At 75.4% G+C, this 15943-nt stretch carries 13 protein-coding genes and 1 CRISPR repeat array; of the genes, 10 read left to right on the top strand and 3 right to left on the bottom strand.

Annotated features, from left to right (window positions below):
- Positions 1–97: 97 nt before the first annotated feature.
- A complete protein-coding gene (locus tag OSB71_RS08785) occupies positions 98–1090 on the bottom strand; it encodes a TerC family protein (protein WP_265946148.1) in 993 nt (330 codons plus the stop codon).
- Positions 1091–1743: 653 nt separating this feature from the next.
- Positions 1744–3906 carry an excinuclease ABC subunit UvrB gene (gene uvrB / locus OSB71_RS08790; protein WP_265946150.1) on the bottom strand — a complete coding sequence of 721 codons (2163 nt, stop codon included), beginning with the start codon at positions 3904–3906 and terminating at the stop codon, positions 1744–1746.
- A gap of 207 nt (positions 3907–4113) precedes the next feature.
- Here uvrB and OSB71_RS08795 point away from each other — a divergent pair, with 207 nt between their 5' ends.
- From OSB71_RS08795 to OSB71_RS08805, 3 genes are all read left to right on the top strand, one after another.
- Positions 4114–5151, top strand: a complete 1038-nt coding sequence (locus tag OSB71_RS08795) for a glycerophosphodiester phosphodiesterase (RefSeq protein ID WP_265946151.1) — start codon at positions 4114–4116, stop codon at positions 5149–5151.
- Positions 5152–5288: 137 nt separating this feature from the next.
- On the top strand, positions 5289–5843 hold the full coding sequence (locus tag OSB71_RS08800; protein ID WP_265946152.1) for a methylated-DNA--[protein]-cysteine S-methyltransferase: 555 nt from the start codon (positions 5289–5291) through the stop codon (positions 5841–5843).
- A 309-nt stretch (positions 5844–6152) separates the two neighbouring features.
- Entirely contained in the window at positions 6153–7496 is a 1344-nt protein-coding gene (locus OSB71_RS08805) for an MFS transporter (protein WP_416237221.1), read from the top strand.
- A 422-nt stretch (positions 7497–7918) separates the two neighbouring features.
- Here OSB71_RS08805 and OSB71_RS08810 read toward each other — a convergent pair whose 3' ends face one another.
- Positions 7919–8620 carry a PIG-L deacetylase family protein gene (locus OSB71_RS08810; RefSeq protein ID WP_265946365.1) on the bottom strand — a complete coding sequence of 234 codons (702 nt, stop codon included), beginning with the start codon at positions 8618–8620 and terminating at the stop codon, positions 7919–7921.
- A 116-nt stretch (positions 8621–8736) separates the two neighbouring features.
- Between OSB71_RS08810 and OSB71_RS08815 the strand changes: the two genes are divergently transcribed.
- From OSB71_RS08815 to OSB71_RS08845, 7 genes are all read left to right on the top strand, one after another.
- A complete protein-coding gene (locus OSB71_RS08815; protein ID WP_265946154.1) occupies positions 8737–9513 on the top strand; it encodes a class I SAM-dependent methyltransferase in 777 nt (258 codons plus the stop codon).
- 173 nt (positions 9514–9686) lie between these two features.
- A complete protein-coding gene (locus OSB71_RS08820; protein ID WP_265946156.1) occupies positions 9687–10859 on the top strand; it encodes a CapA family protein in 1173 nt (390 codons plus the stop codon).
- A 34-nt stretch (positions 10860–10893) separates the two neighbouring features.
- Positions 10894–11898 (top strand): GlxA family transcriptional regulator, encoded by a 1005-nt coding sequence (locus OSB71_RS08825; RefSeq protein ID WP_265946158.1) that lies wholly within the window; start codon positions 10894–10896, stop codon positions 11896–11898.
- Positions 11895–12722 (top strand): DJ-1/PfpI family protein, encoded by an 828-nt coding sequence (locus tag OSB71_RS08830; protein ID WP_265946159.1) that lies wholly within the window; start codon positions 11895–11897, stop codon positions 12720–12722. Before OSB71_RS08825 ends, OSB71_RS08830 begins: the two co-directional genes overlap by 4 nt.
- A 122-nt stretch (positions 12723–12844) precedes the next feature.
- Positions 12845–13126: a polyprenyl synthetase gene (locus OSB71_RS08835; protein WP_265946162.1), complete on the top strand. Its 282-nt coding sequence runs from the start codon at positions 12845–12847 to the stop codon at positions 13124–13126.
- The gene (locus OSB71_RS08840) at positions 13119–14171 is read left to right on the top strand and encodes a polyprenyl synthetase family protein (protein ID WP_265946164.1); all 1053 of its coding nucleotides are present in this window, start codon (positions 13119–13121) and stop codon (positions 14169–14171) included. Before OSB71_RS08835 ends, OSB71_RS08840 begins: the two co-directional genes overlap by 8 nt.
- 62 nt (positions 14172–14233) lie before the next feature.
- Entirely contained in the window at positions 14234–15397 is a 1164-nt protein-coding gene (locus OSB71_RS08845; RefSeq protein ID WP_265946166.1) for an oxygenase MpaB family protein, read from the top strand.
- Positions 15398–15472: 75 nt separating this feature from the next.
- Positions 15473–15873: a CRISPR direct-repeat array (repeat unit 37 nt; unit sequence GTTGCGATCCTCGACCGTCCCGGGGGTCGGTCGCCAC).
- Positions 15874–15943 lie beyond the last annotated feature (70 nt).

A 15943-nucleotide genomic window follows, 5' to 3' on the forward strand; every position in this document is an offset into this window, starting at 1 on the left:
AGGCGGGGGCCGGGCCGCGGGTGGGGTGGTGGCGGGGGCTGCGGGGTGCGGGGCGTCCCTCCGCCCCGGGGCCGGGGCGGAGGGGCGGCGCCGTGCGTCAGTTCACCGACGCGTCGTCGTCGGACGGGTTCCGCGCGGCCTCGGCCTTCTGCTTCCTCGTGGCCAGCAGGCTGGTCACGGTCGTGATGACGAGCACCCCGCAGATGACGGCCAGGGAGACCGGCGTGCTGATCACCGGGACGTGCACGCCGTACTCGTGCAGCGCGTGCAGCACCAGCTTGACGCCGATGAAGCCGAGGATGATCGACAGACCGTAGGACAGGTGGACGAGCTTCCGCAGCAGGCCGCCGATCAGGAAGTAGAGCTGCCGCAGGCCCATCAGCGCGAAGGCGTTCGCGGTGAAGACGATGTACGGGTCCTGGGTCAGACCGAAGATCGCCGGGATGGAGTCCAGCGCGAACAGGACGTCGGTGGTGCCGATGGCGAGCATGACGATCAGCATCGGCGTCATCAGCCGCCGGCCGTTCTGGACGATCGTCATCCGGGTGCCGTGGTACTGGTCGGTCGAGGGGAAGCGGCGCTCGATCGCCTTCAGGAGACGGTTCTCCTCGTACGCCTCCTCTTCCTCCTCCGCCCGGGCCTCCTGGATCAGCTTCCACGCCGTCCAGACGAGGAAGGCGCCGAAGACGAAGAAGATCCAGGCGAACTGCGAGATGAGCGCGGCGCCCGCGGCGATGAAGCCCGCCCGGAGCACCAGGGCGATCAGCACGCCGATCATCAGCACGCGCTGCTGGTAGATCGCGGGGACGGCGAACTTCGCCATGATGAGGATGAAGACGAAGAGGTTGTCGACGCTCAGCGACTTCTCGGTGATGTACCCGGCGAAGAACTCACCGGACGCCTGGGCGTCGCCCCACCACAGCAGGCTGGCGCCGAAGGCGACGGCGAGCGCGACCCAGACGGCCGACCAGATGCCCGCCTCCTTGATGGACACCTCGTGCGGTTTGCGCCCGCCGATGAAGAAGTCGACGGCGATCAGGGCGCACAGAACGACGACGGTCACGACCCAGGTGGTCAGGGTTACTTCCATGCAGCACTCCTCCGGCTGTCAGTGGCCGGAGGTCTCTTCCGTCCGGGCCGTCGCGGCCGCGGACCGATGCCCCGGGGCCGCAAAGGTTCGGCCCGTACTGACGGGAACATCGCGTGCGGGAGTACTCCCCTCCGTGTCATGCAGCGTACGACACCTTCAAGAAAAGGCAAAGGCGGGTCCCGCCCGGCGCCCCGGGCACGCGACGGCGACCGGCCCCAGGGCACGCGACAGCGACCGGCCCCAGGGCACGCGACGGCGTCCGACCGGGCGACGGCGCCGGACCGCGGCGGGGCGCGCCCGTGGGCGGGCCACCGGGCGGACGCACCGCCCAGGCGCCGGGAGCGCGGTGCGGGACGGCGCCGGCGGACGCAGCCCGGCGCGCGACCCGTCCGGGGCGCCGGCCCGCGCGGGAGGGGTGCGCGCCGGCCCGCGCGGAGTGCCGCGGCCGGGCCGGGCGCGCGGGCCGGGGCCGCCCGCGGACGGGGGGCCGCCTGCGCGGGCGGAACGGCCGACGCGGGCGGAGCAGCCTGCGAGCACGCCGCGGCCCGGAAGCGCCGAGGGGCGGCCCGGGAGCACGGAGCCGCCCGCGAGCACGGGCGGCGGGCGCATCCCCGCCGCACCGCGCGGGGCCGCGCCCGTCCCGGCGGGCGCGGCTACCTCAGCCCGGCCTCGCGCATCTGGCGCAGCTCCTTCTTCAGCTCGCCCACCTCGTCCCGCAGCCGGGCGGCGACCTCGAACTGCAGCTCGGCGGCGGCGGCCCGCATGCGCTCGGTGAGCTCCTCGATGATCCCGGCCAGCTCCGTCGCCGGCCGGTCGGCGGGGGCGTCGGCGGTGCCGACCGCGCCGCGTCCGGCGGCACCGCGAGCGTCGCCCTTGACGACGCCCTTGCCCAGCGCGGGGACCGGCGCCTTCGGCTTGCCGCCGCCCTTGCCGCCGCCGACGGCCTGCCGGTAGCCGGTGCCCAGCAGCTCCTCGGTGTCGAGCTCCTCGCGGGCGATGGCCGAGACGATGTCGCCGATCTTCTTGCGCAGCGGCTGCGGGTCGATGCCGCGCTCGGTGTTGTAGGCGATCTGCTTGGCGCGGCGCCGGTTGGTCTCGTCGATGGCCCGCTCCATCGCCGGGGTGACCTTGTCCGCGTACATGTGCACCTGGCCGGAGACGTTGCGCGCGGCACGGCCGATGGTCTGGATGAGGGAGGTGCCCGAGCGCAGGAAGCCCTCCTTGTCCGCGTCCAGGATCGCCACCAGGGAGACTTCCGGCAGGTCCAGCCCCTCGCGCAGCAGGTTGATGCCGACCAGCACGTCGTACTCCCCCGCGCGCAGTTCGCGCAGCAGCTCCACCCGGCGCAGGGTGTCCACGTCGCTGTGCAGGTAGCGCACCGCGATGCCCATCTCCAGGAAGTAGTCCGTCAGGTCCTCGGCCATCTTCTTGGTCAGGGTGGTGACCAGGACGCGCTCGTCCTTCTCGGTGCGGGTGCGGATCTCGTGCACCAGGTCGTCGATCTGACCCTCGGTGGGCTTGACGACGACCTCCGGGTCCACCAGGCCGGTGGGGCGGATGATCTGCTCGACGACGCCGTCGGAGCGGGACAGCTCGTAGGCGCCGGGCGTGGCGGACAGGTAGACCGTCTGCCCGATGCGCTCCAGGAACTCCTCCCACTTCAGCGGCCGGTTGTCCATCGCCGAGGGCAGCCGGAAGCCGTGGTCGACCAGGGTGCGCTTGCGGGAGGCGTCGCCCTCGTACATGGCGCCGACCTGCGGCACGGTGACGTGGGACTCGTCGATCACCAGGAGGAAGTCCTCCGGGAAGTAGTCCAGCAGCGTGTGCGGCGGGGAGCCGGGCTCGCGGCCGTCGATGTGCAGCGAGTAGTTCTCGATGCCCGAGCAGGTGCCGATCTGCTGCATCATCTCCAGGTCGTAGGTGGTGCGCATGCGCAGGCGCTGGGCCTCCAGCAGCTTGCCCTGCTTCTCCATCGCCGTCAGCGTCCGCGCCAGCTCGTCCTCGATGGCGCGCACCGCCCGGTGCATGCGCTCCTCACCGGCCACGTAGTGGGAGGCGGGGAAGACGTACAGCTCGGTGTCGTCGGAGACCACCTCGCCGGTGATCGGGTGGAGCGTGGAGAGCGCCTCGATCTCGTCCCCGAACATCTCGATCCGCACGGCGAGTTCCTCGTAGACGGGGAAGACCTCGATGGTGTCCCCCCGGACCCGGAAGGTGCCGCGGCTGAAGCTGACGTCGTTGCGGGCGTACTGGATCTCCACCAGGCGGCGCAGCAGCGCGTCGCGGTCGACCTCGTCCCCGACCTTCAGCGGCACCATGCGGTCCACGTACTCCTGCGGCGTGCCCAGGCCGTAGATGCAGGAGACGGAGGCGACCACCACCACGTCCCGCCGGGTGAGCAGCGAGTTCGTGGCGCTGTGCCGCAACCGCTCGACCTCCTCGTTGATCGAGGAGTCCTTCTCGATGTAGGTGTCGGACTGCGGGACGTACGCCTCCGGCTGGTAGTAGTCGTAGTAGGAGACGAAGTACTCCACGGCGTTGTTCGGCAGCAGCTCGCGGAACTCGTTGGCGAGCTGGGCGGCGAGCGTCTTGTTCGGCGCCATCACCAGCGTGGGCCGCTGGAGCTTCTCGATCATCCACGCGGTGGTCGCCGACTTGCCGGTGCCCGTGGCGCCGAGCAGCACCACGTCCTTCTCCCCCGCCTCGACGCGCCGGGCGAGCTCGGCGATGGCGGTGGGCTGGTCCCCACTGGGCTGGTAGGGGCTGACGACCTCGAAGGGCGCCACCTTGCGTTCGATCTGGGTCACGGGCCGCATGACACCCACGGTACGGCGCGGCACCGACAACGTTCAGCTCGTCGTCACCCGGCACCCGTTTGGCGCCCACGTATGCGCAGCGTGCTGCGGGAATGCTCCTTGCGTGCGCGTCGCTGACGCGGTGCGACACCGCGCTGACGCACCGTCGAGAGCAGCGGGCGGGACGCGCACGACGCGCACCGCCGTCCCTGACGTGAGGAGCCCCCTGTGTCCCTTCGCCCCACCGCTGTGACCGGCTCGTTCCTGTCCGTCGTCGCCTTCCTCCTCACCGCCGCGCCGGCCCCGGCCGCCCCGGCGGACCAGGGCGCGGGGGCGGGCGCCGCCGCCCCGGCCGCCGCGCCCTCGGTCCCCGCGCCGGAGGCTCCCGAGGCCCCCGAGGCCCCGGAAGCTCCGGAGGCACCCGAAGCGCCCGAGGCGCCGGCCGCACCGGACGCCCCGGCGGCGCCCGCCGCGCCCCGGCCCGGCGGCGTCGTGCCCGTCGCGCACCGCGGCGCTTCCGCCTACGCCCCGGAGAACACGCTGGCGGCGGCCGACAAGGCGGACGAGCTCGGCATCACCTGGGTGGAGAACGACGTCCAGCGCACGAAGGACGGCGAGCTGATCGTCATGCACGACGAGACGCTGAGCCGCACTACCGACGTCGAGGAGGTCTTCCCCGACCGCGCGCCGTGGAAGGTGACCGACTTCACCGCGGCGGAGATCGACCGGCTGGACGCCGGGAGCTGGTTCGACGCGCGGTACGCGGGCGAGGGCGTGCCCACGCTGACGGAGTTCCTGGACACGATCACCGCGAACAACCAGAAGCTGCTGCTGGAGATCAAGAAGCCGGAGCTGTACCCGGGCATCGAGCGGGACATCCTGCGGGAGCTGCGCAAGGAGGGCTGGCTCGACCGGCGCCACCTGCGCACCCGGCTGGCCGTGCAGACGTTCGACGCCGCCTCCCTGCGCCGCGTCCACGAGCTCAAGCCCGAGGTCAAGACCGGCTTCCTGGGCACGCCGAAGGTGGCCGACCTGCCCCGGTACGCCGCCTTCGCCGACCAGGTCAACCCGCGCTACACCACCGTCACCGCCGAGTACGTCGACGCCGTGCACGCCACCCGGGGTCCGAGCGGGCGGCCCCTGGAGCTGTTCACCTGGACCGTGGACGATGCCGACACGGCTGCCCGGATGGCCGGCCTCGGGGTCGACGGCATCATCAGCAACCGTCCGGACGTCGTGCGCGACGCGGCCCGCGGCCGGAGCTGACGCGCGCCGCACGGGCGGGGCCGGGCCCGTACCGCCCCGTACCCGCCCCGGGCCGGTCCCGTCCCGGTCCCGTCCCGTCCGGCACGGGCCGCGCGAAGCCCGGCCGGGGGCGCCCGCGCGGCCGTAAGGTCTCGCGTATGACCCCAACGACCGTGCCCGCGTCCTGGACGGTGCGGCAGACGCCCGTCGGACCGCTGCTGCTCCTCGCCACCGCCGACGGCCTGCTGCACGTGGGCTTCCACGCCGACGAGCGCCGGGTCCGGCGCGCGCTGGCCCAGGCGGGCGGCCGGCTCGGCACGGAGCCCACCGAGTCGGCCGACGCCGGGGCCCACCCGGTGCTCCGCCAGGCGGCCGAGGAGCTGGACGCCTACTTCACCGGCGGGCTGCGCGCGTTCCACACCCCGCTGGACTGGGCGCTGACCGGCGGGTTCACCGCGCGGGTGCTGCGCGAGCTGGCGCACGCGGTCCCCTACGGCAGCCTCGTGACCTACCAGGACCTGGCCGACGCCGTGGGGTCCCCCGGCGCGGTGCGCGCCGTCGGCGCGGCGATGGGCGCCAACCCGCTGCCGGTGCTCGTCCCGTGCCACCGGGTGGTGGCCACCGGCGGCGGCATCGGCGGCTTCAGCGGCGGCCTGGAGACCAAGCGGGCGCTGCTGGCCGTGGAGGGCCTCCTGCCCGCGCCGCTCTTCTAGCGCCGTTCGCCGCCAGCCCGCCCGTGCGGCACCCCGCGCACTCCCGGCACCGCACGCCCGGCACCGCGCGCCCGGCACCGCGCGCCCGGTGCGCGTCCGGCGCACGCGGACGGCGGCAGGAGCGCGCCGGGGCGGGCGCCGGACTCCCGGGGCGCCCGCCCCGGGGCGCCGGGCGCCCGTCTGCCGCGCGCCCGGCGCCCCGCGTCGGCGGTGTGCGTCCGTGTGCCGGGCGTGCGCCGGGTCCAGACACCCGCGCTCCGGTGTGCTCGTCTGCCCGTCCGATGGGCGGCGTCCGGCCCGGCTGCCACAATGCGCGCTGTGAACGAGCCTGCTGACAGCACCGACACCCCCGCCATATCCGCCACCGTCCCCGCCGTCTCCCCCGTCGTGCCGCCGCCGGCGGAGGCCGCCCCGGAGGCCGTACGGCTCGCGGCGATCCGACGGCGGACCAACGCCGTACTGGTGGTCACCCAGGTGCTCGGCGGGCTGGGCGTGGCGACCGCGATCGCGCTCGCCGCCGTGCTGGCCGAGGACATCGGCGGCTCGGAGGCCGTGGCCGGGCTCGCCTCGACCGCGTCGGTGATCGGTACCGCGCTGCTGTCCCTGCCGCTGGCCGCGCTGATGGCGGCCCGCGGGCGCAGGCCGGGCCTGACGCTGGCCTACCTGATCGCCGCGGCCGGCGGCGCGGTCGTCGTGGTCGGGGCCGTACTGGCCTGGTTCCCGCTGCTCCTGCTGGGCATGGCGGCCTTCGGCGCGGGCTCGTCGGCCAACCTCCAGGCGCGGTTCGCCGCGGCGGACCTGGCCGAACCGCGCCACCGGGCGCGGACGATCTCGCTGGTGGTGTGGGCCACGACGATCGGCGCGGTGGCCGGCCCCAACCTGGCGAGCCCGGCCGGGCGGAGTCTGGCCGGGCTCGGCATCCCCGAGACGGCGGGCCCGTTCGTCTGGGGCGCCGGGATCTTCCTGGTCGCGGCCGCGCTGGTGTGGCTGCTGCTGCGGCCGGACCCGCTGCTGACGGCGCGGGCGCTCGCTGCGGCCGGCGGCGGCGCGCCGGACTCCTCCGCCGACCGCTCCCTGCGGGCCGGCTGGCGGGCCGTCGCCGCCTCGCCGCGCGCCCGGCTGGCGCTCGCGACCGTGACCGGCTCGCACACGGTGATGGTCGCGGTGATGGTGATGACCCCGGTCGACCTCAGCCACCACGGAGCCGACCTGGAGCTGATCGGCCTGGTGATCAGCGGCCACATCGGCGGGATGTACGCGTTCTCGCCGCTGATGGGGTGGCTCGCCGACCGGGTGGGCCGGGTGTCGGTGATCGCCCTGGCCGTGGCCCTGCTGGCGTGCGCGACGCTGCTCGCCGGGACGGCGGGCGCCAGCCACACGCAGAGCGCGGTGGGGCTGTTCCTGCTGGGCCTGGGCTGGTCGGCGGGGCTGGTCGCGGGCTCGGCGCTGCTGACCGACGCGGTGCCGCAGGCCGCGCGGGCGGCCGCGCAGGGCCTGTCCGACCTGTCGATGAACGCGGCGGCGGGGCTGGGCGGGGCACTGGCCGGGCTGATCGTGGCCCAGGCGGGCTACGGCTGGCTCAACGCGGCAGCCGCGGCGCTGCTGCTGCCCCTGGCCGCCCTGGCCCTGTGGACCCCGCGCGGCCGCGCCTGACCCGGCCCCGGGCAGGGCGCGGCGGGCGCGGGCACGGCCCGCCGGACACGCCCGGCGCCGGGGCGACGACGCCGGTCACCGCGCGCCCGGGCACGGCGCGCCGCGGACCGGCTCGGCGCCGTGCCCGGCACGCGGCCCGGGCGCCGGGGCCGCACGGCGCGCCGCGTGCCGCGTGCCGCCGAAGCGTGCGCGCCGTCGAAGCGTGCGCGCCGTCGGGGGGCCCGCCCCGGTGCCTCCGCGCCGGGACGCCGCGCGACCGGCACGCGGGGTCGCTCCACCCGCCCGGGGCCGGTGACCGCACGCGGCCCCGCGTCCCCCGCCGCCCGCGTCCCCCGGCCCGGAAGGCGCCGCGCGGCCGGGCGCCGCACCCGTCCGCCGGAGACGGTACGGGTGCGCCCGCCGCGCGCGGCGGCCCGGCGCGGCTACCGGGGGTGGACGCGGAAGGAGACCGCCGTCGTGCCGAGCCGTTCGCGCAGGGGCTCCATCGCGGACGTCAGGAAGGAGCGCGCGTACCGCTCCGGCGGCTCCTCGCTCAGCGCGGCCAGGTAGGCGCGGTGCTCGGTGAGCGAGGCGACCGCGCGCTCGACGTCGGTGTCCGTGACCCGCTGGACGTGCGTGGGGTCGGCGACGGCGGCCACCGCCACCCAGCGCACACCGTCCCAGCGTTCCGGGCCGGCGTCGGGGAAGATCCACCGGTTGCCCGCGTCACCGGCCGCGTCGACCACGGCGCGCGCGACGGCCCGGTGGTCGGGGGTGTTCCAGTAGCCGCCCGGCCAGGTGTCGTCGCCGCTGATGGTGAGCACCAGGTCGGGGCGGTGGCGGCGGATCGCGGCGGCGAGGTCGCGGCGCAGCGGGACGCCGTACTCGACGACGCCGTCCCGGTGGTCGAGGAACTCCACGGTCCGCACCCCGACGACCTCCGCGCTCGCCTGCTGCTCGCGCGTGCGCACCCGGGCCGCCTCCGCGGGCTCCATCGTGTCGATGCCCGCCTCGCCGCGCGTGACCAGCAGGTAGGTGACGTCCTTGCCCTGCGCCGTCCAGTGCGCGACGGCCGCCGCCGCGCCGTACTCGAGGTCGTCGGGGTGGGCGACCACCGCCAGCGCCCGCTGCCAGTCCTGCGGCATGTCCGCCAGCTCGTCCGCCACTTGCGCCTCCCTGGGTCGTTGACGTAGCGATGCTCACACGGGGGCTTCCCGTCTGGCACCACGGCATACCGGCGACCGGCGAAAGGCTCATCCCCATGTCCCGACGACTGCACACCAACCGCTCGTCCCTGGCGCACAAGCTGGCCTACGCGGCGCGCCACCCCAGCCGCGTGCGGCCCTACCTGCGCCGCCTGGCGCGGGACTGGCGGCTGCGGCGGGCGTCGGGCGGGGACCACGTCGCCTACTACCGGGCGGTGATGCGGGACGACACGGCCCGCGACCCGAAGTCGGCGGTGGGCAGCGCCACGCACGAGCGCTGGGTGGCGCTCGGTCAGATGCAGTTCGACTACCTGGTGCGGCACGGGCTGGCCCCCGGCGACCGCATGCTGGAGATCGGCTGCGGCAACCTGCGCGCGGGCCGCCTGTTCATCGAGTACCTGGAGCCCGGCCACTACCACGGCGTCGACATCTCGCCGGAGATCCTGCTCGCCGCGCGGCAGACGCTGATCCGGCACGGCCTGGCGGACAAGCTGCCCCACCTGACGCTCGTGGACGACCTCAAGCTGGCGCACCTGCCGGACGGCCACTTCACGGTGGTGCACGCCCACAGCGTCTTCTCGCACTCGCCCGTCGAGGTCATCGACGAGTGCCTGGCGCACGTGGGCCGCGTCCTGGCGCCGGGCGGGCACTTCGACTTCACCTACAACCGCACGCTGGGCAACGAGCACCACGTGCTGCGCGAGGACTTCTACTACCGCACGGAGACGCTGACGGCGCTCGCCGCGTCGCACGGGCTGGTGGCCCGGCCGATGGCGGACTGGGACGAGCTGCCGCACAAGCAGTCGAAGATCCGGGTGACGCACCCCGGCTGACGCCCTGCCGGGCTCCCCCGCGTCCGGCGGGCGGGCCGCGGGCTTCCCCCGGACGAGTGTCACGACGCCGCCACCCCGGCTAACGACCGGCGTGGCGGCGTTGTCGTGCTCCCCACCCTGCGCATCAGTGGGATTGTCATATTAATCCTACAATGTGACCTTGGAGTGGAGCCGTGTCACACCCCGGACGAGTCCGCATCGCCGCGCTGCTGACGGCCGCGCTGCTCACCCCGCTCGCCGCCTGCGGCCAGCCGGACCCCGCGACGCCCCGGTCGGACGGCTCGCGGCAGCCGACCCCGGCCGGCGAGGCGGACGCCGCATCGTTCACCCTGGTCGCCACCGGCGACATCCTCAGCCACGACTCGGTGATCCGGCAGGCCGCGGCCGACGCGGGCGGCGGTGAGGGCGGCTACGCGTTCCAGCGGATGCTCGCGGGCGCCAAACCGGTCGTCGACGCCGCCGACCTGGCCATCTGTCACCTGGAGACGGTCGTCGGCGCGGACGGCGGCCCGTTCACCGGCTATCCGATGTTCCGCACGCCGCCCCAGGTCGCGCAGGCCATCGCGGACACCGGCTACGACAGTTGCTCGACGGCCTCGAACCACACCCTGGACGCCGGCGCGGAGGGCGTCACCCGGACGCTGGCGGCGCTGGACGCCGCCGGGGTGCGCCACGTGGGCTCGGCCCGCTCCGCCGCCGAACGCGACCGCCCGGCGCTGCTGGAGGCCGGCGGCGCGCGGGTGGCCCAGCTCGCCTACACCTACGGCACGAACGGCATCCCCGTGCCCGAGGACCAGCCCTACCTGGTCAACCTCATCGACCCCGACCGCATCATCGCCGACGCCGAGGCCGCGCGGCGGGGCGGGGCGGACGTGGTGGTGGTCAGCATGCACTGGGGCACCGAGTGGCAGGAGGAGCCGGACGCGCGGCAGCTCGCGCTGGCCGAGCACCTGACCGCCGCCGAGGTGGACGGGCGGCGCGCCGTCGACCTCGTCGTCGGCACCCACGCCCACGTCCCGCAGGCGTACGAGAAGGTCAACGGCACCTGGGTGGTGTACGGCATGGGCGACCAGGTGGCCGGGGTGATGAGCGACCCGCGCGGCCAGCTCGGTTCGGCGGCCCGCTTCACCTTCGCGCCGCCGGAGCGCGCCGACGGCGCGTGGCGGGTGACGCGGGCCGAGTTCGTCCCGCACGTCATGGCCAACGACCCGCTGCGCGTGGTCAACCTGCCGCGCGCGCTGCGCGAGGACCCGGACCAGCCCGCCTACGCCGAGGCCCGGGACCGCATCCGGGACGCCGTACTGAGCCGGGACGGCGCGGCGGACGGCCTGCGCATGGGCCGGTGACCGCCCCCGCCGGCGGGCGTGCTGGGATCGCCCCATGGTCTCCCAGCGGCGCGTCCTGATCATCGCCTACGACGACGCGCAGATCCTCGACATCGCCTGCCCCAGCGGCGCCCTGGACATCGCCAACCGCTACGGCGCCGCCCCGCCCTACGCCATCGAGCTCGGCACTCTGGGCCGCCGCGCCGCCCGCAGCTCGACCGGGATCGTGCTGGGGGCCGGCCGCGGCCTGGAGACCGTGACGGGGCGGCTGGACACGCTGCTCGTCGTGGGCGGGGCGGGCTCGCAGGACGCGGCGGCCGACGAGCGGCTGCTGGCGCAGGTGCGCCGCCTGGCCGGGCGCAGCCGCCGCGTCGCCTCGGTGTGCACGGGCACCTACGTGCTGGCCGCCGCCGGGCTGCTGGACCACCGGCGGGTGACGACGCACTGGGGGCACGGCGAGCGGCTCGCCGCCCGCCACCCCGAGGTGGCCGTCGACGTCGGACCGCTGTACGTGCGGGACGGCGACGTCTACACCTCCGCCGGGGTGACCAGCGCCCTGGACCTGACGCTCTCGCTGATCGAGGACGACCACGGGCCCACCCTGGCCCGTGCCGTCGCCCGGGAGCTGGTGACGTACCTGCACCGGCCCGCCGACCAGGCGCAGATCAGCACGTTCCTGGCCGGGCCGCCGCCGGGCGACCGGCTGGTCCGGGACCTGCTGGGCCACATCGGCGGCCACCTGGCCGACGACCTGGCGCCGCGCGCGCTCGCCGCCCGGGCCGGGGTGAGCACCCGGCACCTGAGCCGCCTGTTCGCCGCACACCTGGGCACCACCCCGGCGCGGGCCGTGCGCGCCGCGCGCACCGAGGCGGCGGCCCACCTGGTGCGCTCCAGCGGGCTGCCGCTGGCCGCGATCGCCCGGCGCTGCGGGTTCGGCTCCGCGCAGAGCATGCGCCAGGCGCTGCGGGAGCGCTACGGCGTCAGCGGGGACACACTGCGCAAGATGCCGGACATGCCGCGCGCGCGTCCCTCGCCACCGCAGCACACTCCCGTGCCATGACGACTTCCGACGCACCCCGCCCGACGACCCGCAGGACCCTGCTCGGCGGCACCGTGGCGGCCACCGCCGCGTTCGCGACCGCCGGCGCGGCCGGCCCCGCCGCGGCCCGCGCGCACCACGCGGACGGCACCGCGCCGTCCCCCGGCGCCGGGCGGCCCGGGCGCCCCGGCCGCCCGGGCCCGTCCATCGGCGTCCTGCTGTACGACGGCTTCAGCCTGCTGGACCCGACCGGCCCCACGGAGGTGCTGTCCCGGCTGCCGGGCGCCACGGTGACGATGGTCGCCGAGCGCCGCGGGCCGGTGCGCACCGACACCGGCGACGCCGCCGTGCTGGCCGACCGGGCGCTCGACGAGGTGGACCGGTTCGACGTGCTGCTCGTCCCGGGCGCCGGGAACCGCGGCACGATCGCCGCGATGGAGAACCGGTCCCTGCTGCGCTGGATACGCCGCGTCCACCGCCGCACCCGGTGGACCACCTCCGTGTGCACCGGCTCGCTCGTCCTGGCCGCCGCCGGGCTGCTGGACGGGCGGCGGGCCACCACGTACTGGGCGTCGGCCGGATACCTGGAGGCCACCTTCGACGTGACCTACCTGCCGGAGCGGTACGTGCGCGCCGGGAAGATCATCACAGCGGCGGGCGTCTCGGCGGGCGTGGACATGGCGCTGTACCTGGCCGCCCTCCTCACGGACGAGACCACGGCCCGGGCCGTCCAACTGGCCGTCGAGTACGACCCGCGACCCCCCTTCGACGCCGGGAACGCAGCAACGGCCGACCCGGAACTGAAGGAGCTGGCGCTGAGGATCCTCGCGGACTCCCAGCGCTGACCGCACATCCGTCCACCACGTCATCCGATGGTGCGTTCCGCCGCCGGTCCGCGCCCCCGGCGGCAGACTGTAGGCCGAACGGGTGAGCGCGGGCCGCTGCCCGAGGACGGTGAGGGGACGCGATGGCGCGAAGCACGGATGCAGCAAGCGGGCCGCACGAGCAGGCCCTGGTACTGGCGGCGGGCGTGGCCGACGTGGTGCTGAGCGGCGTCGGCGCGGCCGCCGGCACGGTCCGCGGGTTCCTGCGGCGCGCGGACCACGCGGAACTGGCCCAGGACGCGCGGCGCGACCTGGCGGCCCGCGGCCGGCTGGCCCTGGACAAGTACGCCGCCCTGCCGCCGGCCCACCTGGAGATCCTGGCCCGCCAGGCGCTGGCCCGGCGGGCCGACGGCGGCGGTGACTGAGCCCTGGGACCCGGCCGCCTTCAAGGCACGGGTCGACCGGGAGCTGGAGCGCTTCGTCACCGAGCGGACCGCCCGGCTGCTCGACGTCGACGCCGACCTCGCCCCGGTGGCCGGCCAGGTGGCGGCCGCCGTCGCGCACGGCAAGCGCCTGCGGGCGGCGTTCTGCTACTGGGGCTGGCGCGCGGCCGGACAGCCGGACAGCGACGCGCTGGTGCGCGCGGCGGCCTCCATGGAGCTGGTGCACGCGGCGGCCGTCGTGCACGACGACATCATCGACGACAGCCCGCTGCGGCACGGCCTGCCCACCGCCCACGTCGCGCTGCGCCGGGCGCCGGGCGGGCGACGGCTCCCGCGGGCGGCGGCGCGCGCCCTGGCGATGCTCGTCGGCGACTGGCTCATCGCACTGGCCGGCGAGCTGTTCGCGGACAACGGCCTACCCGCCGCCTACCTGTCGCGCGCCCGGCCCCTGTGGGCGGCGCTCGCCCGCGACCTCGTCGCGGGGGCCTGCCTGGAGATCCTGCGCACCGGCGGCCCGCCGGACACCGCGGCCTCCCTCAAGATCGTCCGGTACAAGACCGCCAAGTACACCGTCGAGCAGCCCCTGCTGATCGGCGGCGTCCTGGCCGGTGCCGACCGGCGCACGCGGGCGGCGCTCTCCGACTACGGGCTGCCGCTGGGCGAGGCCTTCCAACTGCGCGACGACCTGCTCGGCCTGTTCGGCGACGCCGGGCGGACGGGCAAGGCGTGCCTGGACGACCTGCGCGCCCACCGGCCCACGGCGCTGCTGGCCGAGACGTGGCGGGCCGCGGACCCCGGGGAGCGCGAGCTGCTGCGCGGCCTGCTGGGGCGGCGCGGCCTGGGCGAGCCGGAGCTGGCGCAGGTGCGCGCGCTCATGCGGCGGCTGGCCGCCCCCGAGCGCGTCGAGCACATGATCGCCGGCCGGGTGGCCACGGCGGTGCGGGCCCTGGACGACGCCGCCCTGCCCGCCCCCGCCGCCCACGCCCTGACCGGCCTGGCCCGGTCCGCGACGACCCGTCAGCACTGAAACGGCCCGGCAGACCCCGCGTCCCGCCCCATCGGGGCGGGACGCACACCAGGAGGCAGCAGATGACCTACACCGACGCGTCACTGGACGCCCTGCGCCACGCGGGCGACGAGCTCGCCGACGCCACCGTCGCCACGCTGTTCGAGCGCGGGGAAGTCGGCACGTTCAACACGTTGATGCGCTACGTCGCGACCGTGGGCGCTCCCCTGCCCGACGGACTGCCCGCCGTCGCGCGGGAGTACCTGCACGCCACCAGCGCGCCGCCCGCTTGGGTGGACTGGGAGACGATGGAGCGGGCGCGGCTGTTCTTCGCGGACAACGACGTGCACATCACCACGGCCCTGTCCTTCGCCGCCATGCCCGCCTGCTACCTCGTGCCGCACGTCGCCAGGCTGCTCTCGGCGACGCACGGCCTGAGCTACCCGGCCAAGCGCATGGCGGAGACCGGGCAGTTCACCGTCTACCTGATGCGGCCCGACGCCTTCGAGGCGGGCAGCCGCTTCCTGCCCGCCGCCCAGAAGGTGCGGCTGCTGCACGCCTCCATCCGCCACCACCTGCTCCGCGAGGGGCGATGGGACAGCGCGGCGCTGGGCACTCCGATCTGCCAGGAGGACATGATCGGCGGCCAGATGTTCTTCTCCCTGCTGGTGCTGGACAGCCTGCACCGGCTGAACGTCCACATGAGCCCCGAAGGCGCCGAGGCGTACTTCTACGCCTGGCGGGTGGTCGGCGCGCTGCTCGGCGTCGACCAGGAGAGCGTGCCGCGCGACCTCGACCAGGGCCGCGCCTTCCTCGACCGGTACATGCTCCGCCACATGGGGCCCAGCGCGGAGGGCGTCCACCTGACCCGCCAACTCGTCGAGCTCTACGAGCAGGTGGTGCCGGGCACCGTCTTCGACCCGCTCGTCCCGGCCCTGATCCGCTACCTGGTCGGGGACACCTGCGCCGACTGGCTGGAGGTGCCGCGCACCGCCTGGGACCGGCTGGTGCGGACCGTGCCGCACCTGCTGGGGGTGCTGGAGACCGCGGAGGACCGGTCCCCGCTGGCGGCCTGGGCACTGGACCGGCTCGGCCGCCACACCACCCTGTTCGAGCTGTCCTCACTCACCCGGGGCCGGGTCATGCACTACGCGATCCCCGAAGCCCTCCGCCCCGACTACGGCCTCTCCCCCACCGTCCCCCCACCCCACCGCTGGACCCCACCACCCCCCGCCCCCCTCGACTGACACCCACCGCACACGACACACCCCCGGCCGCGGCCACCCCGGCACCAGCCCGCCCGACACCGGCCCCTAGCGGCCGCTGCGACCCTCAACGGCCCCGGAGGACGGTCGCCACCCGACGGCACCTGCCTGCCGACAATCGCGGTCACTGTTGCGATCCTCGACCGTCCCGGGGGTCGGTCGCCACCACCGCTTGCGGGTGCGGGCCGTCCGGTAGACGCGGTTGCGATCCTCGACCGTCCCGGGGGTCGGTCGCCACCCGAGCCCCCGCACTGCTGGACCACGCCCGAGCGGTGGTTGCGATCCTCGACCGTCCCGGGGGTCGGTCGCCACTTCTCGCCGTCGACGGGCTGCCAGTAGCCCTTGGTGTTGCGATCCTCGACCGTCCCGGGGGTCGGTCGCCACCGATCGAGATCAGCTCGATGGTGCGCCCGTCCTCCAGGTTGCGATCCTCGACCGTCCCGGGGGTCGGTCGCCACGGTGTCTGAACTGCCGTTTTGTCTGCTGGTCGTTGCGAATCGCAGCCACCAGGGGGAACAAGTCGGGCGT

Source organism: Streptomyces marinisediminis (assembly GCF_026262575.1).
GTDB classification, from domain to species: Bacteria; Actinomycetota; Actinomycetes; order Streptomycetales; family Streptomycetaceae; genus Streptomyces; species Streptomyces marinisediminis.